Source organism: Dermatobacter hominis, assembly GCF_020715685.1.
GTDB classification, from domain to species: Bacteria; Actinomycetota; Acidimicrobiia; order Acidimicrobiales; family Microtrichaceae; genus Dermatobacter; species Dermatobacter hominis.
Genome location: NZ_CP085840.1, coordinates 2,342,553 through 2,366,929, shown reverse-complemented (window position 1 = coordinate 2,366,929; position 24,377 = coordinate 2,342,553). Strand labels below are relative to the sequence as shown.

31 protein-coding genes and 1 pseudogene are annotated in these 24,377 nt (G+C 69.4%); 30 read left to right on the top strand and 2 right to left on the bottom strand.

Annotated features, from left to right (window positions below; genetic code table 11):
* Nucleotides 1-13 precede the first annotated feature (13 nt).
* The 7 genes from LH044_RS11075 (at nucleotide 14) to rpsJ (ending at nucleotide 9,686) form a co-directional block, all read left to right on the top strand.
* Nucleotides 14-3,994 (top strand): DNA-directed RNA polymerase subunit beta', encoded by a 3,981-nt coding sequence (locus tag LH044_RS11075; protein WP_227755650.1) that lies wholly within the window; start codon nucleotides 14-16, stop codon nucleotides 3,992-3,994.
* A 285-nt stretch (nucleotides 3,995-4,279) separates the two neighbouring features.
* A complete protein-coding gene (rpsL, locus tag LH044_RS11070) occupies nucleotides 4,280-4,651 on the top strand; it encodes a 30S ribosomal protein S12 (protein WP_227755649.1) in 372 nt (123 codons plus the stop codon).
* Between the two features lies 1 nt (nucleotide 4,652).
* A complete protein-coding gene (gene rpsG / locus LH044_RS11065) occupies nucleotides 4,653-5,123 on the top strand; it encodes a 30S ribosomal protein S7 (protein WP_227755648.1) in 471 nt (156 codons plus the stop codon).
* 102 nt (nucleotides 5,124-5,225) lie between these two features.
* Nucleotides 5,226-7,322 (top strand): elongation factor G, encoded by a 2,097-nt coding sequence (gene fusA / locus LH044_RS11060; RefSeq protein WP_227755647.1) that lies wholly within the window; start codon nucleotides 5,226-5,228, stop codon nucleotides 7,320-7,322.
* 138 nt (nucleotides 7,323-7,460) lie between these two features.
* Nucleotides 7,461-8,648: an elongation factor Tu gene (gene tuf / locus LH044_RS11055; RefSeq protein ID WP_227755646.1), complete on the top strand. Its 1,188-nt coding sequence runs from the start codon at nucleotides 7,461-7,463 to the stop codon at nucleotides 8,646-8,648.
* 103 nt (nucleotides 8,649-8,751) lie between these two features.
* The gene (locus LH044_RS11050) at nucleotides 8,752-9,216 is read left to right on the top strand and encodes an SRPBCC family protein (protein WP_227755645.1); all 465 of its coding nucleotides are present in this window, start codon (nucleotides 8,752-8,754) and stop codon (nucleotides 9,214-9,216) included.
* Nucleotides 9,217-9,365: 149 nt separating this feature from the next.
* Entirely contained in the window at nucleotides 9,366-9,686 is a 321-nt protein-coding gene (rpsJ, locus tag LH044_RS11045) for a 30S ribosomal protein S10 (protein WP_227755644.1), read from the top strand.
* 67 nt (nucleotides 9,687-9,753) lie between these two features.
* Here the strand turns inward: rpsJ and LH044_RS11040 are convergent, their stop codons facing one another.
* Nucleotides 9,754-10,590, bottom strand: a complete 837-nt coding sequence (locus LH044_RS11040) for an ABC transporter permease (protein WP_227755643.1) — start codon at nucleotides 10,588-10,590, stop codon at nucleotides 9,754-9,756.
* Nucleotides 10,587-11,642: an ATP-binding cassette domain-containing protein gene (locus LH044_RS11035; RefSeq protein WP_227755642.1), complete on the bottom strand. Its 1,056-nt coding sequence runs from the start codon at nucleotides 11,640-11,642 to the stop codon at nucleotides 10,587-10,589. Before LH044_RS11035 ends, LH044_RS11040 begins: the two co-directional genes overlap by 4 nt.
* A gap of 513 nt (nucleotides 11,643-12,155) precedes the next feature.
* Between LH044_RS11035 and rplC the strand changes: the two genes are divergently transcribed.
* The 23 genes and pseudogenes from rplC to infA all read left to right on the top strand — a co-directional run bounded on the left by rplC (nucleotide 12,156) and on the right by infA (nucleotide 24,350).
* Complete coding sequence (rplC, locus tag LH044_RS11030; RefSeq protein WP_309568846.1) at nucleotides 12,156-12,848, top strand: 50S ribosomal protein L3; 693 nt, start codon at nucleotides 12,156-12,158, stop codon at nucleotides 12,846-12,848.
* Nucleotides 12,848-13,585, top strand: a complete 738-nt coding sequence (gene rplD / locus LH044_RS11025; protein WP_227755640.1) for a 50S ribosomal protein L4 — start codon at nucleotides 12,848-12,850, stop codon at nucleotides 13,583-13,585. The genes rplC and rplD overlap by 1 nt, the downstream gene beginning before the upstream one ends.
* Entirely contained in the window at nucleotides 13,582-13,884 is a 303-nt protein-coding gene (rplW, locus tag LH044_RS11020; RefSeq protein WP_227760100.1) for a 50S ribosomal protein L23, read from the top strand. Before rplD ends, rplW begins: the two co-directional genes overlap by 4 nt.
* A 1-nt stretch (nucleotide 13,885) precedes the next feature.
* Entirely contained in the window at nucleotides 13,886-14,722 is an 837-nt protein-coding gene (rplB, locus tag LH044_RS11015; protein ID WP_227755639.1) for a 50S ribosomal protein L2, read from the top strand.
* Nucleotides 14,723-14,737: 15 nt separating this feature from the next.
* Entirely contained in the window at nucleotides 14,738-15,022 is a 285-nt protein-coding gene (gene rpsS, locus LH044_RS11010; protein ID WP_227755638.1) for a 30S ribosomal protein S19, read from the top strand.
* Nucleotides 15,019-15,771: a 50S ribosomal protein L22 gene (gene rplV / locus LH044_RS22010; RefSeq protein ID WP_374210500.1), complete on the top strand. Its 753-nt coding sequence runs from the start codon at nucleotides 15,019-15,021 to the stop codon at nucleotides 15,769-15,771. Before rpsS ends, rplV begins: the two co-directional genes overlap by 4 nt.
* Nucleotides 15,771-16,715: a 30S ribosomal protein S3 gene (gene rpsC, locus LH044_RS11000; protein ID WP_227755637.1), complete on the top strand. Its 945-nt coding sequence runs from the start codon at nucleotides 15,771-15,773 to the stop codon at nucleotides 16,713-16,715. Before rplV ends, rpsC begins: the two co-directional genes overlap by 1 nt.
* Entirely contained in the window at nucleotides 16,715-17,131 is a 417-nt protein-coding gene (gene rplP / locus LH044_RS10995) for a 50S ribosomal protein L16 (RefSeq protein WP_227755636.1), read from the top strand. Before rpsC ends, rplP begins: the two co-directional genes overlap by 1 nt.
* Complete coding sequence (gene rpmC, locus LH044_RS10990) at nucleotides 17,131-17,355, top strand: 50S ribosomal protein L29 (protein ID WP_227755635.1); 225 nt, start codon at nucleotides 17,131-17,133, stop codon at nucleotides 17,353-17,355. Before rplP ends, rpmC begins: the two co-directional genes overlap by 1 nt.
* Nucleotides 17,352-17,630, top strand: a complete 279-nt coding sequence (gene rpsQ / locus LH044_RS10985) for a 30S ribosomal protein S17 (protein WP_227755634.1) — start codon at nucleotides 17,352-17,354, stop codon at nucleotides 17,628-17,630. The genes rpmC and rpsQ overlap by 4 nt, the downstream gene beginning before the upstream one ends.
* Nucleotides 17,627-17,995, top strand: a complete 369-nt coding sequence (gene rplN / locus LH044_RS10980) for a 50S ribosomal protein L14 (RefSeq protein ID WP_227755633.1) — start codon at nucleotides 17,627-17,629, stop codon at nucleotides 17,993-17,995. Before rpsQ ends, rplN begins: the two co-directional genes overlap by 4 nt.
* 28 nt (nucleotides 17,996-18,023) lie before the next feature.
* Complete coding sequence (gene rplX, locus LH044_RS10975; RefSeq protein WP_255626106.1) at nucleotides 18,024-18,329, top strand: 50S ribosomal protein L24; 306 nt, start codon at nucleotides 18,024-18,026, stop codon at nucleotides 18,327-18,329.
* A 14-nt stretch (nucleotides 18,330-18,343) separates the two neighbouring features.
* Entirely contained in the window at nucleotides 18,344-18,898 is a 555-nt protein-coding gene (gene rplE, locus LH044_RS10970; RefSeq protein WP_374210614.1) for a 50S ribosomal protein L5, read from the top strand.
* Nucleotides 18,898-19,083 carry a type Z 30S ribosomal protein S14 gene (locus LH044_RS10965; protein ID WP_227755631.1) on the top strand — a complete coding sequence of 62 codons (186 nt, stop codon included), beginning with the start codon at nucleotides 18,898-18,900 and terminating at the stop codon, nucleotides 19,081-19,083. The genes rplE and LH044_RS10965 overlap by 1 nt, the downstream gene beginning before the upstream one ends.
* A 16-nt stretch (nucleotides 19,084-19,099) precedes the next feature.
* Nucleotides 19,100-19,504, top strand: coding sequence for a 30S ribosomal protein S8 (gene rpsH, locus LH044_RS10960; RefSeq protein WP_227755630.1), 405 nt, complete (start codon nucleotides 19,100-19,102; stop codon nucleotides 19,502-19,504).
* Between the two features lie 9 nt (nucleotides 19,505-19,513).
* On the top strand, nucleotides 19,514-20,050 hold the full coding sequence (gene rplF, locus LH044_RS10955) for a 50S ribosomal protein L6 (RefSeq protein ID WP_227755629.1): 537 nt from the start codon (nucleotides 19,514-19,516) through the stop codon (nucleotides 20,048-20,050).
* Between the two features lie 34 nt (nucleotides 20,051-20,084).
* Nucleotides 20,085-20,450: a 50S ribosomal protein L18 gene (gene rplR, locus LH044_RS10950; protein ID WP_227755628.1), complete on the top strand. Its 366-nt coding sequence runs from the start codon at nucleotides 20,085-20,087 to the stop codon at nucleotides 20,448-20,450.
* A 38-nt stretch (nucleotides 20,451-20,488) separates the two neighbouring features.
* A pseudogene (rpsE, locus tag LH044_RS10945) lies at nucleotides 20,489-21,016 on the top strand (30S ribosomal protein S5); the annotation flags it as partial.
* Nucleotides 21,016-21,198 carry a 50S ribosomal protein L30 gene (gene rpmD, locus LH044_RS10940; RefSeq protein WP_227755626.1) on the top strand — a complete coding sequence of 61 codons (183 nt, stop codon included), beginning with the start codon at nucleotides 21,016-21,018 and terminating at the stop codon, nucleotides 21,196-21,198. The pseudogene rpsE and the gene rpmD, both read left to right, overlap by 1 nt.
* Nucleotides 21,198-21,683 (top strand): 50S ribosomal protein L15, encoded by a 486-nt coding sequence (gene rplO, locus LH044_RS10935; protein ID WP_227755625.1) that lies wholly within the window; start codon nucleotides 21,198-21,200, stop codon nucleotides 21,681-21,683. The genes rpmD and rplO overlap by 1 nt, the downstream gene beginning before the upstream one ends.
* A 166-nt stretch (nucleotides 21,684-21,849) precedes the next feature.
* Complete coding sequence (secY, locus tag LH044_RS10930) at nucleotides 21,850-23,187, top strand: preprotein translocase subunit SecY (RefSeq protein WP_227755624.1); 1,338 nt, start codon at nucleotides 21,850-21,852, stop codon at nucleotides 23,185-23,187.
* Between the two features lie 84 nt (nucleotides 23,188-23,271).
* Nucleotides 23,272-23,949 (top strand): adenylate kinase, encoded by a 678-nt coding sequence (locus tag LH044_RS10925; RefSeq protein WP_227755623.1) that lies wholly within the window; start codon nucleotides 23,272-23,274, stop codon nucleotides 23,947-23,949.
* 176 nt (nucleotides 23,950-24,125) lie between these two features.
* Nucleotides 24,126-24,350, top strand: coding sequence for a translation initiation factor IF-1 (gene infA / locus LH044_RS10920; protein WP_227760098.1), 225 nt, complete (start codon nucleotides 24,126-24,128; stop codon nucleotides 24,348-24,350).
* Nucleotides 24,351-24,377 lie beyond the last annotated feature (27 nt).

Sequence of the window (24,377 nt, the reverse complement as noted above, 5' to 3'; positions counted from 1 at the left end):
ACGACCCACCCCCATGCTCGACGTCAACCTCTTCGACCAGCTCCGGATCGGCCTGGCCACCGCGGACGCGATCCGCATGTGGTCCAACGGCGAGGTCAAGAAGCCGGAGACCATCAACTACCGCACGCTCAAGCCGGAGAAGGACGGGCTCTTCTGCGAGAAGATCTTCGGTCCGACGAAGGACTGGGAGTGCTACTGCGGCAAGTACAAGCGCGTCCGGTTCCGCGGCATCATCTGCGAGCGCTGCGGCGTCGAGGTGACGCGCTCCAAGGTGCGCCGCGAGCGGATGGGCCACATCGAGCTCGCCGCCCCGGCCGTGCACATCTGGTACCTCCGCGGCACCCGCTCGTGGCTGGCGTACCTCCTGTCGGGCATCGAGCCCCGTGAGGAGCTCAAGGCCAAGCAGCTCGAGAAGGTCATCTACTTCGCGGCCAACCTCGTCACGCACGTCGACGAGGAGCGCCGCCACAACGACCTCACCAGCCTCGAGGCCGAGATGCTCGGCGAGCGCGACGCCATCGAGAAGGACCGCGAGCTCGAGCTGGCGCGCCGGATGGAGGAGCTCGAGGGCGAGCTCGAGGCCCTCGAGGCCGAGGGCGCCAAGGAGTCCGACCTCGCCAGCCGCCGCAAGGCCGCCGACAAGGACCTCGCGGCGATCCGCGAGACCTACGACGACGAGCTCGAGCTGCTGAACCGGGTCTGGGACGAGTTCAAGGACCTCTACCCGCGCCAGATCATCGAGGACGAGACCCTGTGGCGCGAGCTGCAGGACCGCTACGCGGACTACTTCGAGGGCGGCATGGGCGCGGGCGCCATCAAGCTGCTCATCGACCGCATCGACCTCGAGGAGGAGGAGCGCAAGCTCCGGGAGGCGATCGACCCCGAGGAGGGTCGCAAGCCCCTCTCCGCGCAGCGCAAGCAGAAGGCGATCAAGCGCCTCAAGATCGTCGCGGCGTTCAACCGCCAGGACGAGAACGGCAGCCGGGTCAACGACCCCCGCGCCATGATCCTCGACGTCGTGCCGGTGATCCCGCCCGACCTGCGCCCGATGGTGCAGCTCGACGGCGGCCGCTTCGCCACGTCCGACCTCAACGACCTGTACCGCCGGGTCATCAACCGGAACAACCGCCTGAAGCGCCTCCTCGACCTCGGTGCCCCCGAGATCATCGTCAACAACGAGAAGCGCATGCTCCAGGAGGCCGTCGACGCCCTGTTCGACAACGGCCGCCGCGGCCGTCCGGTCACGGGTCCGGGCAGCCGTCCGCTCAAGTCGCTGTCCGACATGCTGAAGGGCAAGCAGGGCCGGTTCCGCCAGAACCTGCTCGGCAAGCGCGTCGACTACTCCGGCCGTTCGGTCATCGTGGTCGGCCCGACCCTGCAGCTGCACCAGTGCGGCCTGCCCAAGCTCATGGCGCTGGAGCTGTTCAAGCCCTTCGTCATGAAGGCGCTGGTCGACAAGGAGCTGGCCCAGAACATCAAGTCGGCCAAGCGCATGGTCGAGCGTCGCCGCCCGCAGGTGTGGGACGTCCTCGAGGACGTCATCAAGGAGCACCCCGTGCTCCTGAACCGTGCCCCGACGCTGCACCGCCTCGGCATCCAGGCGTTCGAGCCGATCCTCGTCGAGGGCAAGGCCATCCAGATCCACCCGCTCGTCTGCGCGGCGTTCAACGCCGACTTCGACGGCGACCAGATGGCCGTGCACCTGCCGCTGTCGGCCGAGGCCCAGGCCGAGGCCCGCGTGCTCATGCTCAGCGCCAACAACATGCTGAGCCCCGCGCACGGCAAGCCGCTGGTCACGCCCACCCAGGACATGATCATCGGTGCCTTCTACCTGACGTCCCAGGTCGACGGCGCCGACGGCGAAGGCCGCGTCTACAAGCGGATGGACCAGGTCGAGCGCGACATCGAATCGGGCGAGCTCAGCATCCACGCGACCATCGAGTACCGGGGCAGCGAGTTCCCCGACCTGCTCGAGTCGCCGGCGAACGGCTCCGCCGCCGTCTGGAGGAAGACGACGGCCGGCCGCCTGCTGTTCAACCGGGCGCTGCCCTCCGGCTTCGGCTTCGTGGACGAGCCCGTGCGCAAGCGGGAGATGACCTCGATCGTCGACCGTCTCGCCATCGAGTTCGAGCGCGCGGTCGCGGCCGACGCCCTCGACGCCATGAAGTCGCTCTGCTTCAACTACGCCATGCGGTCGGGTCTGACGATCTCGATCGACGACGTCCAGACGCCGTCGGACAAGTACGACATCCTCGACCGCCACGAAGCCGAGGCCGACAAGGTCGAGAAGCAGTTCCGGCGCGGCATCATCACCGACGGCGAGCGGAAGCAGAAGGAGGTCGAGATCTGGACCACCGCGACCGCCGAGGTCACCCGGGCGATGCAGCAGGCCATGCAGGCCAAGCAGTTCAACCCGATCGACATGATGGTCGGCTCGGGCGCCCGAGGGAACATGATGCAGGTCCGCCAGATCGCGGGCATGCGAGGCCTGGTGGCCAACCCCCGCGGCGACATGATCCCCCGCCCGATCAAGTCCAACTTCCGTGAGGGCCTGTCGGTGCTGGAGTACTTCATCGCCACGCCGGGTGCCCGGAAGGGCCTGGTCGACACCGCCCTCCGGACCGCGGACTCGGGCTACCTGACCCGCCGTCTGGTGGACGTCGCCCAGGAGCTGATCATCAACGACCGGGATCCGTTCGCCGAGGGCGGCCCGATCCGTTCGATCACCATCGAGGACGTTCGCCCCGACGAGGCGGGCAAGCGGTTCTACCTGGAGACGCGCCTGTTCAGCCGGACCCTCGCCGAGGACATCACCCTCGCCGACGGCAACGAGCTGCCCAAGGGCACGCTCGTCGGCACCGAGGAGATGGAGGCGCTGCGCGACGACCCGGGGGTCACCTCGGTGCGCGTGCTGTCGCCGCTCACCGACGAGAGCGAGCTCGGCATCTCCGGCGCCGCCTACGGCCTGTCGCTCGCGACCGGCCGCAACATCGAGCCCGGCGAGGCCGTCGGCGTCATCGCCGCCCAGTCGATCGGCGAGCCCGGCACGCAGCTGACCATGCGGACCTTCCACACCGGTGGTGTGGCGGCGTCCGGCGGCGACATCACCGGTGGCCTTCCCCGCGTCGTCGAGCTCTTCGAGGCCCGAACCCCGCGGAACAAGGCCGTGCTGGCCCGCATCTCGGGCGTCGTCCGCATCGACGACGAGGACGGCAAGGTCTGGAACGTGACCGTGGTCGGCGACGACGGCACCGAGGACCTCCACGCCATCGAGCGCGAGCGGCCGCTGCGGATCCGGGAGGGTGACGAGGTCACCGCCGGCGACGCGCTGGTCGAGGGTCCCCGCGACCCGAAGGAGCTGCTCGAGATCAAGGGCGTGCGCTCCGTGCAGCAGTACCTGGTGGACGAGGTCCAGCGGGTCTACCGCGACCAGGGCGTGTCGATCCACGACAAGCACATCGAGCTCATCGTGCGGCAGATGACCCGCCGCATCGCCATCCAGGAGCCGGGGGAGTCCGACTTCCTCCCCGGCGAGCGGGTGGACCAGCGGGTCTTCGCGGACACCAACCGCCAGCTGGTGACCGAGGGCAAGAAGCCCGCCGAGGGCCGCCCCGAGCTCATGGGCATCACGAAGGCCTCGCTGGCCACCGACTCGTGGCTGTCCGCCGCCTCCTTCCAGGAGACGACGCGGGTGCTCACCGAGGCGGCCATCGAGTCCCGCTCCGACGGCCTGCTCGGCCTGAAGGAGAACATCATCATCGGCAAGCTGATCCCCGCCGGTACCGGCATGAACCAGTACCAGGAGATCCAGACGTTCGCCCCGGAGTACGAGCCGCTGGACTACTTCAGCTCGGACGCCGCCGACGACAGCGCCAGCATCGCCCAGTGGCTCGCCAACCTCGGCGGTCCGTCCGACGAGGAGCTGGCCGCCGAGGGTGCCGCGAACGTCATCGAGTTCCCCGATCCGTCGGGGGGCGCGGCCGAGGGTTCCTGAGCTCCGTGGCATGCCCCCCGCCCGGCGGGGGGTTTGCCACCGCTCCACCCCGGCCCTAACCTCTACCGGTCGCCCAACCGGGGACGAGGCGCCACGCGCCCCGAGCCCGACGAGGGCCCAGTGCGATCTCCGCTCCGGCGTGCGCCCGTCGCGTGCCGGCCGTGTCGGGGTTCGCCCGAGACGTCGAACAGGCCCGCAGCGGCGCCCTGCGCGGGTGCGGGCCTCGCCGCCAGACCACGACAGCCACCTCAACGACACGACGCAACGCAAGAACAGAGGTTCACCGTGCCCACGATCGAGCAGCTGGTCCGCAAGGGCCGTCAGACCAAGCGCCGCAAGGAGTCCACGCCGGCGCTGAAGGGCGCGCCCCAGCGCCGCGGGGTCTGCACGCGCGTGTTCACCTCGACCCCCAAGAAGCCGAACTCGGCGCTCCGCAAGGTCGCCCGTGTGCGCCTGTCGAGCGGCATCGAGGTCACGGCCTACATCCCGGGTGAGGGCCACAACCTCCAGGAGCACTCGATGGTGCTCGTCCGCGGCGGTCGTGTGAAGGACCTCCCCGGCGTTCGCTACAAGATCATCCGCGGCACGCTCGACACCTCCGGCGTCCGCGACCGCAAGCAGGCACGTTCGCGCTACGGCGCCAAGAAGGAGTCCTGACATGCCCCGCAAGGGTCCCGCCCCCCGCCGCCAGCTCCAGCCCGATCCCATCTACCGGTCGGTGCTCGTCACGCAGGTCGTCAACAAGGTCCTGCAGCGGGGCAAGCGCTCCACCGCGGAGAAGATCGTCTACGACGCCCTCTCGACGATCGAGGAGAAGACCGGGACCGACCCGGTGGTCACGCTGAAGCGAGCCATCGACAACGTGAAGCCGCAGCTCGAGGTCAAGAGCCGGCGGGTCGGTGGCGCCACCTACCAGGTCCCCGTCGAGGTCAAGCCGACCCGGGCCAACACGCTCGCCATCCGCTGGGTCGTCGGCTACGCCCGCCAGCGCCGCGAGCGCTCGATGTCCGAGCGCCTGGCCAACGAGCTGCTCGACGCCAGCAACGGCGTGGGCGCGGCGGCCAAGCGCAAGGAAGACCTGCACAAGATGGCGGAGTCCAACCGGGCCTTCGCCCACTACCGCTTCTGAGCCGGCTCGCCCGAGCCGGCCGATCCGGTCCGCCGCTGCGTGACCGGGTCCCGATCACGCAATCCCCCCACCGCACCTCCACGAGCGACTGAGACAGAGACGATGGCGCAGTTCCCCCTCGACCGCACCCGCAACATCGGGATCATGGCCCACATCGACGCGGGCAAGACCACGACGACCGAGCGGATCCTCTACTACACCGGCAAGACCTACAAGATCGGTGAGGTCCACGAGGGCGCCGCCACGATGGACTGGATGGAGCAGGAGCAGGAGCGCGGCATCACGATCACGTCCGCCGCGACGACCGCCTTCTGGACCGACACGGTCGACGACGTCGAGCACCGCATCCAGATCATCGACACCCCGGGCCACGTCGACTTCACGGTCGAGGTGGAGCGTTCGCTCCGCGTCCTCGACGGCGCGGTCGCCGTGTTCGACGGCGTCGCCGGCGTCGAGCCCCAGACCGAGACGGTCTGGCGCCAGGCCAACAAGTACAACGTCCCCCGCATGTGCTTCGTCAACAAGATGGACCGCATGGGCGCGGACTTCTTCGCCGCGCTGGCGTCCATCAAGGACCGGCTCGAGGCGAACGTCGCCGTCCTCCAGCTGCCGATCGGCGCCGAGGCCGACTACAAGGGCATCGTCGACCTGGTCACGATGAAGGCCTGGATCTGGAAGGGCGAGGACCTCGGCGCGTCCTGGGACGTCGTCGACATCCCCGACGAGCTCCAGGCGCAGGCCGACGAGTACCGCGAGGCGCTCATCGACGTCCTGTCGGAGACCAACGACGAGATCATGGAGAAGTTCCTCGAGGGCGAGGACCTGCCGCCCGAGCTGCTCCGCGCCGCCATCCGGGATGCGACGATCCACCACGGCGTCGTCCCCGTGCTCAACGGCACCGCCTTCAAGAACAAGGGCGTGCAGCCGCTGCTCGACGCGGTGTGCTGGTACATGCCGTCCCCGCTCGACCTGCCGCCGGTCACCGGCGAGAACCGCAAGGGCGAGGAGATCGAGCGCAAGCCCGACGTCGACGAGCCCTTCTCGGCGCTGGCGTTCAAGATCATGACCGCGCCGCACGTGGGCAAGCTCACGTACTTCCGCGTCTACTCCGGCAAGCTCGAGAAGGGCGGCACGGTCTACAACAGCCGCTCCGGCGACAAGGAGCGCATCGGTCGCCTGCTCGAGATGCATGCGAACGACCAGATCGAGCAGGAAGCCGTCTACGCGGGCGACATCGTCGCCGGCATCGGCATCAAGAACACCCGGACCGGCGACACGCTGTCGGACCCGAGCGATCCGATCGTGCTCGAGTCCCTCGAGTTCCCCGAGCCGGTGATCCACGTTGCGGTGGAGCCGAAGACCAAGGCCGACCAGGACAAGATGGGCAAGGCGCTGTTCGCGCTCTCCGAGGAGGACCCGACGTTCCAGGTCCGCACCGACGAGGAGACCGCCGAGACCGTCATCTCCGGCATGGGCGAGCTGCACCTCGAGGTGCTCGTCGACCGCATGATGCGCGAGTTCAAGGTCGAGGCGAACGTCGGCAAGCCGCAGGTCGCCTACCGCGAGACGATCACGCAGCCGGTCCAGGGCTACACCTACCTGCACAAGAAGCAGACGGGCGGCACCGGCCAGTACGCCAAGATCGTGCTGACGCTGACGCCCTCGGGCCCCGGCGGCGGCTTCGAGTTCTCCGACAAGATCTCCGGTGGCCGCGTCCCCAAGGAGTACATCCCGTCGGTCGGCCACGGCGTCGAGGACGCCATGACCAACGGCATCCTCGCCGGCTTCCCGATGGTCGACATCCACGTGAGCCTCGACGACGGCGACTACCACGACGTCGACTCCTCGGAGATGGCGTTCAAGATCGCCGGCACCATGGGCTTCAAGGAGGCGGCGCGCAAGGCCTCGCCGGTCCTGCTCGAGCCGATCATGGCCGTCGAGGTCGTGACGCCCGAGGACTACATGGGCGACGTGATCGGCGACCTCAACTCCCGCCGCGGCAAGGTCGGCAAGATGGAGCAGCGGGGCAACAACCAGATCGTCTCCGCCGAGGTGCCCCTCTCGGACATGTTCGGCTACTCGACGGACCTGCGGTCGAAGACCCAGGGCCGCGCCCAGTACACGATGCAGTTCCACAGCTACCAGCAGACGCCGCGGAACGTGCAGGAGGAGATCATCGCCCGGATCACCGGGCAGTGATCACCCCGGTGCGCCCGGCCCCCTCGGCCGGGACGCGCCACCGGGCCGCGCGGTGCTGACCGCCGGCGCGTCTGCAGCCAGTCCATCCCACCAGTGTGACCCGGCCGTTGTGCCGTTTGATGAAAGTGAGTGCCTGTCATGGCGAAGGAGAAGTTCGAGCGGAACAAGCCCCATGTGAACGTGGGGACGATGGGTCACATCGATCATGGGAAGACGACGTTGACGGCGGCGATCACGAAGACGTTGGCGGATCGTGTGGCGGGGAACTCGTTCACGGAGTTCGAGAACATCGACAAGGCTCCTGAGGAGCGGGAGCGTGGGATCACGATCAACGTGTCGCATGTGGAGTATGAGACGGACAACCGTCATTACGCGCATGTGGACATGCCGGGTCACGCTGATTACATCAAGAACATGATCACGGGTGCTGCTCAGGTGGATGGGGCGATCCTGGTGGTGGCGGCGACCGATGGTCCGATGCCGCAGACGCGTGAGCATGTGGTGTTGGCGCGTCAGGTGGGTGTGCCGGCGATCGTGGTGGCGTTGAACAAGGTCGACATGGTCGATGACGAGGAGCTGCTCGAGCTGGTGGAGATGGAGGTTCGGGAGCTGCTGTCGGAGTACGAGTTCGATGGTGATGATGCGCCGGTGGTGAGGGTGTCGGCGTTGCAGGCTCTCGAGGGTGATGGTTCGGCGCAGGATCAGGTGATGGAGCTGATGGCTGCGGTGGATGAGTTCGTGCCGGAGCCGGAGCGTGATCTGGACAAGCCGTTCCTGATGCCGATCGAGGATGTGTTCACGATCACGGGTCGTGGGACGGTGGTGACCGGCAAGGTGGAGCAGGGTGTGATCCACACCGGTGATGAGATCGAGATCGTCGGGTTGAAGGCGACGCAGAAGACGACGTGCACGGGTGTGGAGATGTTCCGCAAGTTGCTCGATGAGGGGCAGGCGGGTGACAACATCGGTGCGTTGCTGCGGGGCATCGACAAGGAGGATGTGCAGCGGGGTCAGGTGTTGGCGAAGCCTGGTTCGATCACGCCGCACACCGAGTTCGAGGCGAACGTGTACGTGTTGACGAAGGAGGAGGGTGGTCGTCACAAGCCGTTCTTCTCGAACTATCGGCCGCAGTTCTACTTCCGGACGACGGATGTGACGGGGACGATCGCGTTGCCGTCGGGGACCGAGATGGTGATGCCGGGTGACAACACCGAGGTGACGGTGGAGTTGATCGCTCCGATCGCGATGGATGAGGGGTTGAAGTTCGCGATCCGTGAGGGTGGTCGGACGGTGGGCGCTGGTCGCGTCACCAAGATCCTCAAGTGACCTGACCGTCATCCCGGACCGCACGGTTCGATTCGAAGGGCGCCCCACGGGGCGCCCTTCGTCGTTCCGGGGTCGCGGCGAGGGTGCCGGCTATGGTCCGCGCATGGCAGATGGCCACGCCTGCGCCTCGGTCGAGATCGACGCACCGCCGGAGCAGCTCTACGACCTCGTCACCGACGTGGCGGGGATGGGCCGCTTCAGCCCGGAGTGCACCGGCGGCAGGTGGCTGAAGGGCGCGAGCGGTCCCGCCGTGGGCGCCCGGTTCAAGGGCACCAACCGCCGCGGTCGCGTCCGCTGGTCGACGGTCAACGAGGTGGTCGCTGCGGAGCGGGGCAGGGAGTTCGCGTTCGAGACCGAGGGGAGCGGCGCCCGCTGGCGGTACCGCTTCGAGCGCTCCGGCGACGCCACGGTGGTCACGGAGTGCCGGGAGATGTACAAGCGCCGTCCGCTCCTGGCCTCGGTGTTCGTGCTCCTGCTCGGCGGGGCCCGGTCCCACGACGCCGAGATGGACGACGGCCTCGGCTCGACGCTCCAGCGCCTGAAGTCCTTCGTCGAAGGACCGAGGTGACCGGCCGTCGCGGGGTCGCGGTCCGATTGCCGCGCCGGTCGCCCGGCCGCTATCGTTGCCAGCCGTGCCCGGTCCGCCCGGGCGAGCTCCTTGACAGTCGATGAGACCCGTGCGGCCAGGGCGGCCGCGAACACGAAGGAACGTGCGCCATGGCAGCCGACCAGAAGATCCGCATCCGCCTGAAGGCCTACGACCACGAGGTCATCGACCAGTCGACGAAGAAGATTGTGGAGACCGTGACCCGCACCCAGGCGTCGGTCCGTGGCCCGATCCCCCTCCCCACGGAGAAGCACCGCTTCACCGTCATCCGCTCGCCCCACAAGGACAAGGACTCCCGCGAGCACTTCGAGATGCGGATCCACAAGCGGCTGATCGACATCATCGAGCCGACCCCCAAGACGGTCGACTCCCTGCAGCGCCTCGACCTCCCGGCCGGCGTCGACATCGAGATCAAGATCCAGAACGCCTGAGCCCGGTCGATCCGGAGCTCGTCGCACGGCCCGCCCCTCGGGGCGGGCCGTGGCGCGCCCGGGCGGCTCAGCGAGAGGTCGAGGAGAACTTCCGGAACGACAGGGTGGCGAAGACCACGGTGATGCCGACCGCCCAGGCGAGGGCGATCCAGAGGTCGGCGCCGGGGTCCATGCCGTTGTAGAGCGCCCGGACCGCGTTGGTGACCTTGGTGAAGGGGTTGTGGTCGGCGATGGGCTGCAGCCAGCCCGGCATGGTCGACGGGTCGACGAAGGCCGAGGAGATGAACGTCATCGGGAACATCCAGATGAACCCCGCCGAGTTGGCGGCCTCGACCGACTTCACCGACAGGCCGATCAGCGCCTGGATCCAGCTGAACGCGAACGCGAACGCCAGGAGCAGCAGCGTGGCGATCACGGCGTCGCCGAGGCCGCCCTCGAGCCGGAAGCCGACGATCAGGCCGACGATCAACATGATGAAGAACGTGAACGTGTTGCGCAGCAGGTCCGACACGGTGCGGCCGATCAGCACGGCCGAGGGGTACATCGGCAGCGACCGCAGGCGGTCGATGAAGCCCTTCTGCATGTCCTCGGCGATGCCGAGCGCGGTGAACGCGGAGCCGAACACGATCGTCTGGGCGAAGATCCCGGGCACCACGAACTGCTGGTAGCTCGAGTAGCCGGGGATCTGGATGGCGCCGCCGAACACGTAGACGAACAGCACCACGAACATGATCGGCTGGATCGTGGCGAACACCAGAAGGTCGGGGTTCCGCTTCGTGGCGATGAGGTGGCGTCCGGCCTCGGCCCAGATGTCGCGGACCAGCCAGGCGGGCCCGGTGGGCACGGTGTGCGCGGCGCGACCGCCGTCGGTGCCGGCGGTGGTGGGGACGGTGGTGGCGGTCATCGGCGGGCTCCTCCTCGGGGGGCGTCGTCGCCCTCGGCCTCTTCGTCGTCGTCGCTGGCGGCGTGCCCGGTGAGCTGCAGGAACACGTCGTCGAGCGTGGGCTGGCGCACGGCGACGTCCAGCACGTCGATCCCGGCGTCGTCGAGCGCCCGCACGACGGTGGGCACCACGTGGTCGGTCTGCACCACCGGCAGGGTCACGGTGCGGGCCTCGGCGTCGAACGACCCGGTGGCGCCGGCGGGCACGATGCCGTCGATGAGCCCCCGCACCCGCTCGAGGGCGCCGACGTCGACGAGCGTGACCTGCACGCTCGCCCCGCCGCTCTGCTCCTTGAGCTCCTCCTCGGTGCCCCGGGCGATCACCGTCCCCTTGTCGATCACGACGATGTCGTCGGCGAGGCGCTCGGCCTCGTCGAGGTACTGGGTGGTCAGGAGCAGCGTCGTGCCGTCGGCGACGAGGCCGTCGATCACGTCCCACATCTCGAGCCGGCTCCGGGGGTCGAGCCCGGTCGTCGGCTCGTCCAGGAACAGGACCGACGGTTCGGCGATCAGGCTCATGGCGATGTCGAGGCGCCGTCGCATGCCGCCGGAGTAGCCCTTGACCACGCGGTCGGCGGCCTCGTCGAGGCTGAAGCGCTCGAGCAGCTCGCGGCCGCGGACCGCCGCCGCGTCCTTGGTCATGTGGAACAGCCGGCCGACGAGCAGCAGGTTCTCGAAGCCGGTGAGGCGCTCGTCCACCGCGGCGTACTGGCCCGTCAGGCCGATGCGGGCGCGTGCCCGACGCGGCTGGCGGACGACGTCGATGCCGTCGATGAGGGCCCGGCCGGCGTCGGGGCGGAGGAGGGTGGTGAGGATGCGTACCGCGGTCGTCTTGCCGGCGCCGTTGGGGCCGAGCACGCCCAGCACGGTGGCGCGGGGGATCTCGAAGCTCACGCCCCGGAGCGCCTCGGTGTCGCCGAAGCGCTTGACGAGCCCGTCGGCGAGGACCGCGGGCCCGTCGTCGCCGACGTCCGGCCGTCCGCCCGCGCGGGGGTCAGGGAGGAGTTCGGTCATGGGACCGGACCGTACCCAACGGGGGTGACACTGGTGCCCGACATTTCTTGCGCCCCTTTCCCGGTCGGTGCTCGGCTGCTCCGGCCTCGATGGTTCCGACGGGTCGGCGGCCGCGGACCCATCGGTGGCGCGACGGTGATCGACGGCACACCCGCCGTCGGCAGCGGGCCGGCCCCGGCCCGGCACCGACGGCGAGCCCGGGACGGACTTGGCGCCCGATGGGGTCGCTGCTAGTCTCTCTCGGTCGTCGCGGACGGCTCACTGCGCCTCGGTTGCACCCGAGGAGACAGGGCCGCTGCGTGATCCAGACCCCAGGTCGTCGCTCCAGCCTGCCGTCGTGCACGGGAGCGCCCTGTCCAGGGGTCGAACGTCAATCGACGTCCGAGCAGGCCCGTCCCCGCGCCGGGGAGGGAACCGCACGGCACAACCGAGTCGTCGCTCCGCCCGGATCCGTCCGCGCGGAGCGTCTGCGTGAGCGGCGCCGGATCGGTCCCACCGGGACGGACGGCGCCGATGGACCTCGCCGAAGGAACCGAAGCCACCATGGCGAAAACAGCTGCACTGGTAGGAGAGAAGCTGGGCATGACCCAGGTCTGGGACGAGTCGAACGCGGTCGTCCCGGTCACCGTGCTGCGCGTCGCCCCGGCCCGGGTCGTCCAGATCAGGACGCCCGAGCGCGACGGGTACAGCGCCCTGCAGGTGACCTACGGCCAGCGGGACGCCCGCAAGCTCACCAAGCCCCTCGCCGGGCACTACGCGAAGGGCGACGTCGACCCGGGCGTCCGGCTCGTCGAGCTCCGCCTCGACGACATCTCGGAGTTCGAGGTGGGCCAGACCCTGAGCGCCGACACGTTCGCCCCCGGCGACCTCGTCGACGTGACCGCGGTGAGCAAGGGCAAGGGCTTCGCCGGCGCCATGAAGCGCCACGGGTTCAAGGGCCAGGGCGCCTCGCACGGCGCCCACCGCGTGCACCGCAAGCCGGGCTCGATCGGCCAGTGCGCCACGCCCGCCCGCGTGTTCAAGGGCGTTCGCATGGCGGGCCGCACCGGCGGCACCAAGGTCACGACGCTGAACCTCGAGATCGTGAGGGCCGATCCGGAGCAGGAGGTCATCCTGGTCCGCGGTGCCGTCCCCGGTCCGAAGGGCGGGGTCGTGCTGCTGCGCAACGCCGTGAAGCGCACCGTCGCCCAGGGAGGTGCCGCCTGATGGCCTCGATCACGCTCCACGACGGCTCCGGCGCCCGGGCGGGCACCGTCGAGCTCGACGACGCCACGTTCGGCATCGAGCCCAACGTCGCCGTCATGCACCAGGTCGTCACCGCACAGCTCGCCGCCAAGCGGGCCGGCACCCAGTCGACGAAGACCCGGGCCGAGGTCGCTGGCGGCGGCGCCAAGCCCTGGAAGCAGAAGGGCACCGGTCGTGCCCGCGCCGGCTCCAGCCGTTCGCCGATCTGGCGTGGCGGCGGCGTCGCCCTGGGCCCGAAGCCCCGGAAGTACGACCAGAAGACCCCCAAGAAGATGAAGCGCCTCGCGCTGCGCTCCGCCCTGTCGGACCGCGCCGCCGACGACAAGGTCGTCGTCGTGTCGTCCTGGGGCTTCGACGCGCCGAGCACGAAGGCCGCAGCCTCCGCCCTGTCGACGCTCGGCGTCGAGGGCCGGGCGCTCGTCGTCCTCTCGCCCGACGACGTCGCGGCCTGGAAGAGCTTCCGCAACCTGCCGTCGGTCCACGTGATCACGGCCGGCGAGCTGAACACCTACGACGTGCTGGTGAGCGACTTCGTCGTGTTCACCGAGGCCACGCTGCCCGGCGCGCCCGCCGGCGAGGAGGCAGCGACCGCGCCCGCCGGCGAGGAGGCAGCGACCGCGCCCGCCGCCGAGCCAGGGACCGCGGCTGCGTCCACCGCCGGCCACTTCGATGCCGAGCCGACCGAGGAAGGGGCCTGATCGTGAAGGATCCCCGCGACGTCATCATCCGTCCCGTCGTCAGCGAGAAGTCCTACGCGCTGCTCGACGAGGGCGTCTACACGTTCATCGTCGCCCCGAGCGCCTCCAAGCCGGAGATCCGCGACGCCGTGCAGGCCATCTGGCCCGGCGTGAAGGTGGCGAAGGTCAACACGCTCAACCGCAAGGGCAAGAAGCGGCGCAACCGCCGCTCGCCCACCTTCGGCAGCCGCCCCGACACCAAGCGGGCCGTGGTCACGCTGGCCGAGGGCGACCAGATCGACCTGTTCGAGGTGAAGTGACATGGCGGTCCGCAAGCGCAAGCCCACCAGCCCCGGCCGTCGGTTCCAGACGGTCTCCGACTTCAGCGACATCACGCGCCCCGAGCCCGAGAAGTCGCTGCTCGCCAAGAAGTCCAAGACCGGTGGCCGCAACAACTACGGCCGCAAGACCTCGCGCCACCGCGGCGGTGGTCACAAGCAGCAGTACCGCGTCATCGACTTCAAGCGGAAGAAGGACGGCGTCCCCGCCAAGGTCGCGGCCATCGAGTACGACCCCAACCGGACGTGCCGCATCGCCCTCCTGCACTACCTGGACGGCGAGAAGCGCTACATCCTCGCCGCCCGCGACCTGAAGGTCGGCGACACGGTGCAGTCGGGCCAGGGCGCCGAGATCCGTCCCGGCAACGCCCTGCCGATGCGCTACATCCCGGTCGGCACCGTCGTCCACAACGTGGAGTTCAAGCCCGGTGCGGGCGGCAAGATGGCCCGCTCCGCCGGCTCGAGCGTCCAGCTGGTGGCGAAGGAGGGCGACTACGCCACCCTGCGCCTCCCCTCGACCGAGATGCGCCGCGTCCCGATCGACTGCCGCGCCACCGTCGGCGAGGTCGGCAACGCCGAGCACGACCTGGTCAAGATCGGCAAGGCCGGCCGCAACCGCTGGAAGGGCGTGCGCCCGCAGACCCGCGGTGTGGCCATGAACCCGGTCGACCACCCGCACGGTGGCGGCGAGGGCAAGACCTCGGGTGGTCGCCACCCGGTGTCGCCCTGGGGCAAGCCCGAGGGTCGCACCCGCAACAAGAACAAGCCGTCCCAGAAGCTGCTCGTGCGCCGTCGCCGGACGCGCGGCTCGCGGCGGTGACGGAGGAGATCTGAGATGCCCCGCAGCCTGAAGAAGGGTCCCTTCGTGGACGACCACCTGCTCAAGAAGGTGGACGACCTCAACGAGAAGGGTCAGAAGAACGTGATCAAGACCTGGTCGCGCCGCTCCACGATCATCCCCGAGATGGTCGGCCACACGATCGCCGTCCACGACGGCCGCAAGCACGTGCCCGTGTACGTGACCGAGTCCATGGTCGGCCACAAGCTCGGCGAGTTCGCCCCCACCCGGACGTTCAAGTTCCACGCCGGGCAGGAGAAGGGCGCGAGGGGTCGGCGATGACCGGGACCAAGACCAACGAGCGGCCGGGCGTCCGTGCGCAGCACCGCCACGCCCGCATGTCGGCCACCAAGGCCCGCGTGGTGCTCGACCTCATCCGCGGCAAGTCCGTGGCCGAGGCCCGCACGATCCTGCAGTTCTCCGAGCGGGGCGCGTCCTACACGATCGCCAAGGTGCTCGACTCGGCGGTGGCCAACGCCGCCAACAACAACGACATCCCGCCGGAGGAGCTCTTCGTCGCCACCGCCTATGCGGACGAGGGCCCCACGCTGAAGCGCTGGCGCCCCCGGGCCCGCGGCCGCGCCACGCGGATCCGCAAGCGCACCTGCCACATCACGATCATCGTCGGCCGCTACAGCGCCGAGGAGTGGGACCGGATCCGGACGCGCCAGGCCGAGTCCGGCCGGACGACCCCCGACGCCGCCTCCGCCCGCGCCCGTCGCGTGGCCGGCAGCCGTCGCCGCTCCGGCGCCCCCGCCGAGGAGGCGGAGACGCCGACGCCGGAGGAGGAGCTCGCAGGTGACGAGGCCGCGACCGAGGCGGTCGTGACCGAGGCGTTCGCCGAGGACGCCGAGGACGCAGGCGTCGCCGATGGCGCGGACAGCGCCGATGACGGCGGCGCAGCTGCGGAGGACGCGGGTGACGAGGCCGCCGCCGACGCCGTCGTGGCCGAGGACAGCGCCGAGATCGCCGACGAGGCCGCGGCCGCCGCCGACGAGGCTGGCGAGACCGACAAGAAGGACGAGGACTGATGGGCCAGAAGGTCAACCCCTACGGCTTCCGCCTCGGCACCACCACGGACTGGAAGTCCCGGTGGTTCGCCACCCGTGAGGAGTACGTCGACTACCTCATCGAGGACTGGAAGATCCGCGACTACCTGATGAACAAGCTGCCGAACGCAGCCATCAGCCGGATCGAGGTCGAGCGCACGCGCGACCGCCTCCGCGTCGACGTCCACACCGCGCGCCCCGGCATCGTCATCGGTCGCCGCGGCGCCCAGGCCGACGAGCTGCGCGCCGATCTCACCAAGCTGACCGGCAACCCCAAGGTCCAGCTGAACATCCAGGAGATCAAGCAGCCCGAGGTCGACGCCGCGCTGATCGCGCAGGGCGTGGCCGACCAGCTGGCCAACCGCATCGCCTTCCGCCGGGCCATGAAGCGGGCCGTGCAGAACGCGCAGAAGGCCGGCGCCCTCGGCATCCGGGTGCAGTGCTCGGGTCGCCTCGGCGGCTCCGAGATGTCCCGCACCGAGTGGTACCGCGAGGGTCGCGTGCCGCTGCACACCCTCCGCGCCGACATCGACTACGGCTTCCGCGAGGCCAAGACCACTGCCGGCCGCATCGGCGTGAAGGTCTGGATCTACAAGGGCGACATCCTCCCCTACAAGAGCGCCAACGAGGACAAGATCACCAAGGAGGCGGCGATGGCCGTCGGCGAGACCGCCGGCCAGGAGCGCCCCCGCGTGGTGTCGACCAAGCCCACCGCTCCGGGTGCCGCCGCTGCCGCTGCCGCGGCCGCCCCGGCGCCGGCTCCCGAGGCCGCACCGGCCCCCGAGGAGACCGACGAGGAGCTCAAGCCCCTCGTGCAGGAGGCGGACCCCGAGTTCGAGCGGCTCCTCGCGGAGGAGGAGGAGATCGAGCGCTCCACCCGCGAGCACCACGAGACGCCGCACTTCCGACCGGGAGACGCTGACTGATGTTGATGCCCCGCAAGGTCAAGCACCGCAAGCAGCATCGCGGTCGCACCAAGGGTGTCGCCAAGGGCGGCACCAACGTCACGCACGGCCAGTACGGCATCCAGGCGCTCGAGCCCGGGTGGATCACCGCCCGCCAGATCGAGGCCGCCCGTATCGCCATGACCCGCCACATCAAGCGTGGCGGCAAGGTCTGGATCAACGTGTTCCCCGACAAGCCGGTGACGCAGAAGCCGGCCGAGACGCGCATGGGCTCCGGCAAGGGCAACCCCGAGCGCTGGGTCGCCGTCGTGCGCCCGGGCCGCGTGCTGTTCGAGCTGAGCTACCCCGACGACGCCATCGCCCGCGGCGCCCTCAACCGGGCCATCCAGAAGCTGCCGGTGAAGGCGAAGATCGTGACCCGTGAGGAGGGCTTCTGATGGCGAAGGAGTCCGTCACCCACCTGGGCGACGAGCAGCTCGTCGAGCGGCTCGCCGAGGAGAAGGACCGCCTCTTCAAGCTGCGGTTCCAGCTGGCCACCGGTCAGCTCGAGAACTCCACCCGGATCAGCCAGACCAAGAAGGACATCGCCCGCATCAACACCGAGCTGCGGGCCCGTGAGATCGCTGCCGCCGAGGCGGCGGTCGGGAGCGAGGCGTCATGAGCGACACCGCACCGACGACGTCCGAGCGCAACGCCCGCAAGGTGCGTGAGGGCATCGTGACGTCCAACAAGATGGAGCGCACCGCCATCGTCACCGTGACCGAGCGCGTCCGGCACCCCCGGTACAACAAGACGATGCAGCAGGACAAGAAGCTGTACGTCCACGACGAGTCGAACGACCTCAACGTGGGCGACCGCGTGCGGGTCATGGAGACCCGGCCGCTGTCCAAGCTGAAGCGCTGGCGGATCCTGGAGATCGTGGAGCGCGCCCGATGATCCAGCAGGAGAGCCGCCTCCGGGTGGCCGACAACTCGGGTGCCCGCGAGGTGCTCGTCATCAAGGTGCTCGGCGGCTCCCGCCGTCGGTACGCCTCGATCGGCGACGTCTTCGTGGCCACCGTCAAGGACGCCCTCCCGGGCGCCGCGGTCAAGAAGGGCGACGTCGTGAAGTGCGTCGTCGTCCGCACGAAGAAGGAGCGGCGCCGCCCCGACGGCAGCTACATCCGCTTCGACGAGAACGCCGCCGTGCTCATCAACGACCAGAAGCAGCCCCGCGGGACCCGCATCTTCGGTCCGGTCGGCCGTGAGCTGCGCGACAAGAAGTTCATGCGAATCGTCTCGCTCGCCCCGGAGGTGATCTGACGTGTCATCCAAGACGAGCACCGCGAAGCTGAAGATCAGGAAGGGTGACCGCGTCCGCGTCCTGTCCGGCAAGGACAAGGGCAAGGAGGGCGAGGTCATGTCCGTCGACCCGGCCGCCGGCAAGGCGATCGTGGAGGGCGTGAACGTGGCCAAGCGCCACCAGAAGCCGACCCGGGCCATGCAGCAGGGCGGCATCATCGACAAGGCGATGCCCATCCAGGTGTCGAACCTGGCGCTCATCGACAGCGCCGGGAAGGCCACCCGGGTCGGGTACCGCATCGGCGCCGACGGGTCGAAGACCCGCGTCGCCCGCAGCAACGGAGGTGAGCTGTGAGCACCGCCACGGCGATCGTCCCCCGGCTGAAGACCCGCTACAACGACGAGATCCGCTCGTCGCTGCAGCAGACGCTCGGCCTGGGCAACATCATGGAGGTCCCGCGCCTCGAGAAGATCGTGGTCAACGTCGGCGCCGGCAAGGCGACCGAGAACCGCGGCCTGCTCGACAAGGTCGTCGAGGACCTGACCGCCATCTGCGGCCAGAAGCCCGTCATCACGAAGGCCAAGAAGTCGATCGCCGGCTTCAAGCTCCGTGAGGGCAACGCCATCGGCGTCAAGGTGACGCTGCGCGGCGACAACATGTGGGAGTTCTTCGACCGGCTCATCACGCTGGCGATCCCCCGCATCCGTGACTTCCGGGGCCTGCCGTCGAAGAGCTTCGACGGTCGTGGCAACTACACGTTCGGCGTGACCGAGCAGCTGATCTTCCCGGAGATCGACTACGACAAGATCGATGCCTCACGGGGCATGGACATCACGATCGTGACCACCGCTCGAACCGATGCCGAAGGCCGCGCCCTCCTGGACGCCTTCGGCTTCCCGTTCCGTCGTGAAGGGCAGCAGTAATGGCCACCGAGGCTCTCAAGCAGAAGCAGCAGCGCAAGCCCAAGTTCAAGGTGCGGGCGTACACCCGTTGCCGCCGGTGCGGTCGTCCGCGCTCGGTGTACCGCAAGTTCGGCCTCTGCCGCGTGTGCCTGCGCGAGCTCGCGCACTCCGGCGAGATCCCGGGCGTGACCAAGGCCAGTTGGTGAGGGGAGGGAGCACGACATGACCATGACCGACCCCATCGCCGACATGCTGACCCGCATCCGCAACGCGAACATCGCGATGCACGACGAGGTCAAGATGCCGTCCTCCAAGCTGAAGGAGGCGCTCGCCGTCCTCCTCGAGAAGGAGGGCTACATCGTCGGGTTCACCGTCGCGGAGAACCCGAGCGGGCCCGGCAAGAGCCTGCGCATCGACATGAAGTACTCCGACGAGCGTCGTCGGGTGATCTCCGGCCTGCGCCGCGTCTCGAAGCCGGGCCTGCGGGTCTACCGCAAGCACGACGAGCTCGAGCGCGTCCTCGGCGGTCTCGGCATCGCCGTCCTGTCCACGAGCAAGGGGCTCATGACCGACCGCGAGGCTCGCCGCCAGCGGATCGGTGGTGAGGTCCTCTGCCATGTCTGGTGAGGTGAACTGATGTCCCGCATCGGCAAGGCACCGATCACCGTCCCGAGCGGCGTGACCGTCTCGATCGACGGCCAGTCGATCGCCGTCAAGGGGCCCAAGGGCGAGCTGTCCCGCACCGTGTCCGAGCTGGTCACGCTGCGCGAGGACGGTGAGACGATCGTGGTGGAGCGCTCCGGCGACGACCGCGACGCCCGCGCCCAGCACGGCCTCGTCCGCTCGCTGGTCCAGAACATGGTCACCGGCGTGACCGACGGGTTCCAGAAGGACCTCGAGATCGTCGGCGTCGGCTACCGCGCCCAGGCCAAGGGCAAGGGCCTCGAGCTCTCGCTCGGGTTCTCGCACCCGGTCGTGGTGGACGCCCCCGACGGCATCACCTTCAACGTCCCGCAGCCCACCCGCATCGAGGTGCACGGGATCGACAAGCAGCTGGTCGGCCAGGTGGCCGCCAACATCCGTGAGTGGCGCAAGCCGGAGCCCTACAAGGGCAAGGGCGTGCGCTACGCCGACGAGCACGTCCGCCGCAAGGCCGGCAAGGCCGGCAAGTGATGGAGCCGGCAACGCCGGAGACTGGTACGCAACGATGAGTGACAAGAGCAAGCAGAAGCGGGACAGCCGAATCCGGCGCCACTCCCGCGTGCGTCGCCACGTGACCGGCACCGCGGAGCGCCCGCGCCTCGCCGTGTTCCGGTCCAACCGCCACGTCGTGGCGCAGGTGATCGACGACCGCGCCGGCGTCACGCTGGCCTCGGCCAGCACGCTCGAGGCCGACCTCCGCTCCGGCGCGACCGGCAACGCCGAGGCCGCGGCCAAGGTCGGCACGCTCGTCGCCGAGCGCGCCAAGGCCGCCGGCGTCGAGCAGGTGGTCTTCGACCGCGGTGGCTTCCGCTACCACGGGCGCGTCGCCGCCCTCGCCGATGCAGCCCGTGACGCAGGACTGGAGTTCTGATGCCCGCGAACGACAACGACATGGGCCTGCGCGAGTCGCGGGTCATCAACATCAACCGCGTCGCCAAGGTGGTGAAGGGCGGCCGTCGCTTCTCCTTCACCGCCCTCGTGGTGATCGGTGACGGCGCCGGCCGCGTCGGCCTCGGCTACGGCAAGGCCAAGGAGGTGCCCCTCGCGATCCAGAAGGGCACCGAGGAGGCGCGCAAGAACCTCTTCACCGTGCCCCTCGCCGGCGGGACGATCATCCACCCGGTGGTGGGCGTCGTCGGTGCCGGCCGGGTGCTGCTGAAGCCCGCCGCCCCCGGTACCGGTGTGATCGCCGGTGGCGCCGCCCGCGCCATCCTCGAGGAGGCCGGCATCCACGACGTGCTGTGCAAGTCGCTCGGCTCGTCCAACTACATCAACGTCGCCAAGGCCACGGTCGACGGGCTGCGCCAGCAGCGCCGCCCCGACGAGATCGCCGCCCTGCGCGGCCTCCCGGTCGACGAGGTCATCCCGGCCGGCCTGCTCAAGGCCTACCAGGAGTCCGAGCGCGGCCCGGCGCCCGAGCCGACCGAGGTCGCGTGATGGCTCAGATCAAGGTCACCCAGGTGCGCTCGTCGATCGGCACCAAGCCCAAGCAGCGCGGCACGCTCCGCGCGCTCGGCCTGGGCCGCATCGGCAAGACGCACGTCCTCGAGGACACCCCCGACGTGCGGGGCCAGATCAACAAGGTCCCCCACCTCATCGACGTCGAAGAGGTTTCGTGATGAAGATCCACGACCTGAAGCCGGCCGACGGGTCCCGCAAGCGGCGCAAGCGCGTCGGTCGCGGCATCGGCGGCAAGGGCGGCAAGACCGCAGGCCGCGGCACCAAGGGCCAGAAGGCGCGCGACACCATCCCCGTGAGCTTCGAGGGCGGCCAGCTCCCGATGTCGATGCGGGTCCCCAAGCTGCGCGGCTTCAACAACCCGTTCCGCGTCGAGTACCAGGCGATCAACCTGGACACGATCGCCGAGTCCGGTCTCGACGAGATCACCCCCGACACGCTGCGCTCCAAGGGCCTCGTCTCGAAGGGCGCGCTCGTGAAGGTGCTCGGCCGCGGCGAGCTCGACCGCAAGGTCACCGTGAAGGTGCACGCCGTCTCGAAGTCGGCCGAGGAGGCCATCACCGCCGCCGGCGGCACGGTCGAGAAGCTGCCGCTGCCGTTCGCGGTCCGTCCGGCGTTCTCGGGCTCCGCGCACACCAACCGCTGAGCCTCCGAACACCCCCCGGCCCGCCCGGGTCGTGAACAGGTGCCCGTGTCCGGACCGGTGTACCCTCGACCGCTGGTCGTGGGGACGGTCCGTCCCGAGCACGCCGCAGCAGGGTCCCGCCCGCTGAGAAGCCAACAACCCGCTGAGTGCCCGTCCAGGAGCTGCAGTGTCGCGAATCGGCAACATCATCAAGGTGCCGGACCTCCGCAACAAGGTCCTGTTCACCCTGATGATGCTCGTCATCTACCGGTTCGGTTGCTACGTGCCCGTCCCGGGCATCGACCAGAACGCGGTCAGCGCCATCGAGGACCAGGCCCGCGAGGGCGGCGTGCTCGCGTTCCTGCAGCTGTTCTCGGGCCGGGCCCTGACCCGCTTCAGCCTCTTCGCGCTCGGGATCATGCCGTACATCACGGCGTCGATCATCATGCAGATCCTCGCGGTGGTGATCCCCAAGCTGCAGGAGTGGCAGCAGCAGGGGGCGGTCGGCCAGCGCAAGACCACGCAGTGGACCCGCTACGTCACGATCGGCATCTCGATCCTGCAGTCCACCGGCCTGGTGTTCCTCTTCCACAACGGCGGCGGCGGCCTCACCGGCGGCCAGTCCAACCTGGACCTGGTGCCCGGCTTCAGCCCGGCCATCGTGCTGCTGATCGTCCTGACCTTCACCGCCGGCTCGGCGCTGCTCATGTGGATGGGCGAGCTGATCACGACCCGCGGCATCGGCAACGGCATGTCGCTGATCATCTTCTGCTCGGTCGTGTCGGGTCTGCCCTCCGCCTTCTCCGCCGTCTACGCAGCCGAGAACGGCGCCGTGAAGCTGGCCATCTTCCTGGCCTTCTTCCTCGTGCTGCTCGTGTTCGTCGTGTTCATCGAGCTCGGCCAGCGCCGCATCCCGGTGCAGTTCGCCAAGCGGGTCGTCGGCCGGCGGATGTACTCGGGCCAGAGCACGTACATCCCGCTGAAGGTCAACCAGGCGGGCGTCGTGCCGATCATCTTCGCCTCGGCGGTCATCAACCTGCCGGTGCTGCTCAGCCAGGTCCTGCCGTCCGACGGCTGGGGCGCCAGCGTGTCGAACTTCATCAACGACTACCTGGCCGACACCCGGAACCTCGTCTACCTGGCGTTCCTCGGACTGCTGATCGTCGGCTTCGCGTACTTCTACACGGCGATCGCGTTCGACCCCGTCCAGCAGGCCGACAACCTGCGCAAGCAGGGCGGCTTCATCCCGGGCATCCGTCCCGGTCCGCAGACCGAGCACTACCTGTCCAAGGTGCTCAACCGCATCACGCTGCCCGGCGCGATCTTCGTGGCCATCCTGGCCATCGCGCCGACGGTGCTCGTCAGCTACCTGCTCGGCCCCGGCGCCGCCAACAACGGCGCGGCCTACTCGATCGGCGGCACCTCGCTCCTGATCGCGGTGGGCGTGGCGCTCGAGACCATGAAGCAGGTCGACAGCCAGCTCATGATGCGCAACTACGAAGGGTTCCTGTCGAGCAAGAGCTGACACGGCGCCGACGGCTCACGCCGTCGCGCCGGACGGCCGTCGCTCGCTGCCACCACGGGGCACCCGCCCCGACGGAGACCGACCATGCCCACGGGGAACGATCCACTCCGACTCATCGTCTTCGGGCGCCAGGGCGCCGGGAAGGGCACGCAGGCCGCGCGCCTCGCCGCCCACTACGGCATCCCGCACATCTCCACCGGTGACATGCTGCGCGCCGCCGCGGCCTCGGGCTCCGAGTTCGGTCTCCAGGTCAAGGCGATCATGGACGAGGGCGGGCTCGTCTCCGACGAGGTGATGGAGGGCGTGGTCGCCGAGCGCCTCGGCCAGCCCGACGCCCAGCCCGGGTTCCTGCTCGACGGCTATCCGAGGACGCCGGGGCAGGCCGAGTACCTGCAGGGCCTGCTCGCCCCGCAGGGCGTGCGCCTGGCGATCAACCTCGAGGTGCCCGAGGACGTCGTCGTCGAGCGCATCACCGGCCGGCGGGTGTGCTCCCAGTGCGGCACCGTCTACGCCGTCGGCCGGGACGAGTCGGCCGCCACCGGGGTCTGCGCCAAGTGCGGCGGTGCGGTCGTCCAGCGCGAGGACGACACGGAGGAGGCGGTGCGCAAGCGCCTCGCCCTCTACGCCCAGTCGACCGAACCGCTGCTCGCCTGGTTCCGGGAGCGGGACCTGCTGGCCGACGTCGACGGGGTCGGCGATCCCGACGACATCGCCGTCGAGCTGGTGCGGATCATCGATGCCCGCACCGGTGCCGCCACGTGACCGGGGTCGACCCGGGAGCCTGGCACGCCCGCCTTTGATCTCGGCGGACCCATGACATATATTTGTCCGTCGGCCCGTCGGGACCCGCCCCCTGCACGCGCCGTGTGACCTGCCCCCCGAGACCACGACGTCCCCCGTGACGACGTGCGACGGGGGGTCCACCAGGAGGATCTGTTCTGCCCAAGCCCAAGGAAGACGCCATCGTCCTGGAAGGGACGGTCATCGAGCCGCTCCCCAACGCCATGTTCCGAGTCGAGCTCGAGAACGGGCACAAGGTGCTGGCGCACATCTCCGGGAAGATGCGGATGCACTACATCCGGATCCTCCCCGGGGACAAGGTGCAGGTGGAGCTCACCCCCTACGACCTCTCACGGGGTCGCATCACCTACCGCTACAAGTGACAGCTCCGGCGGGCGCCCGTCCGCCGA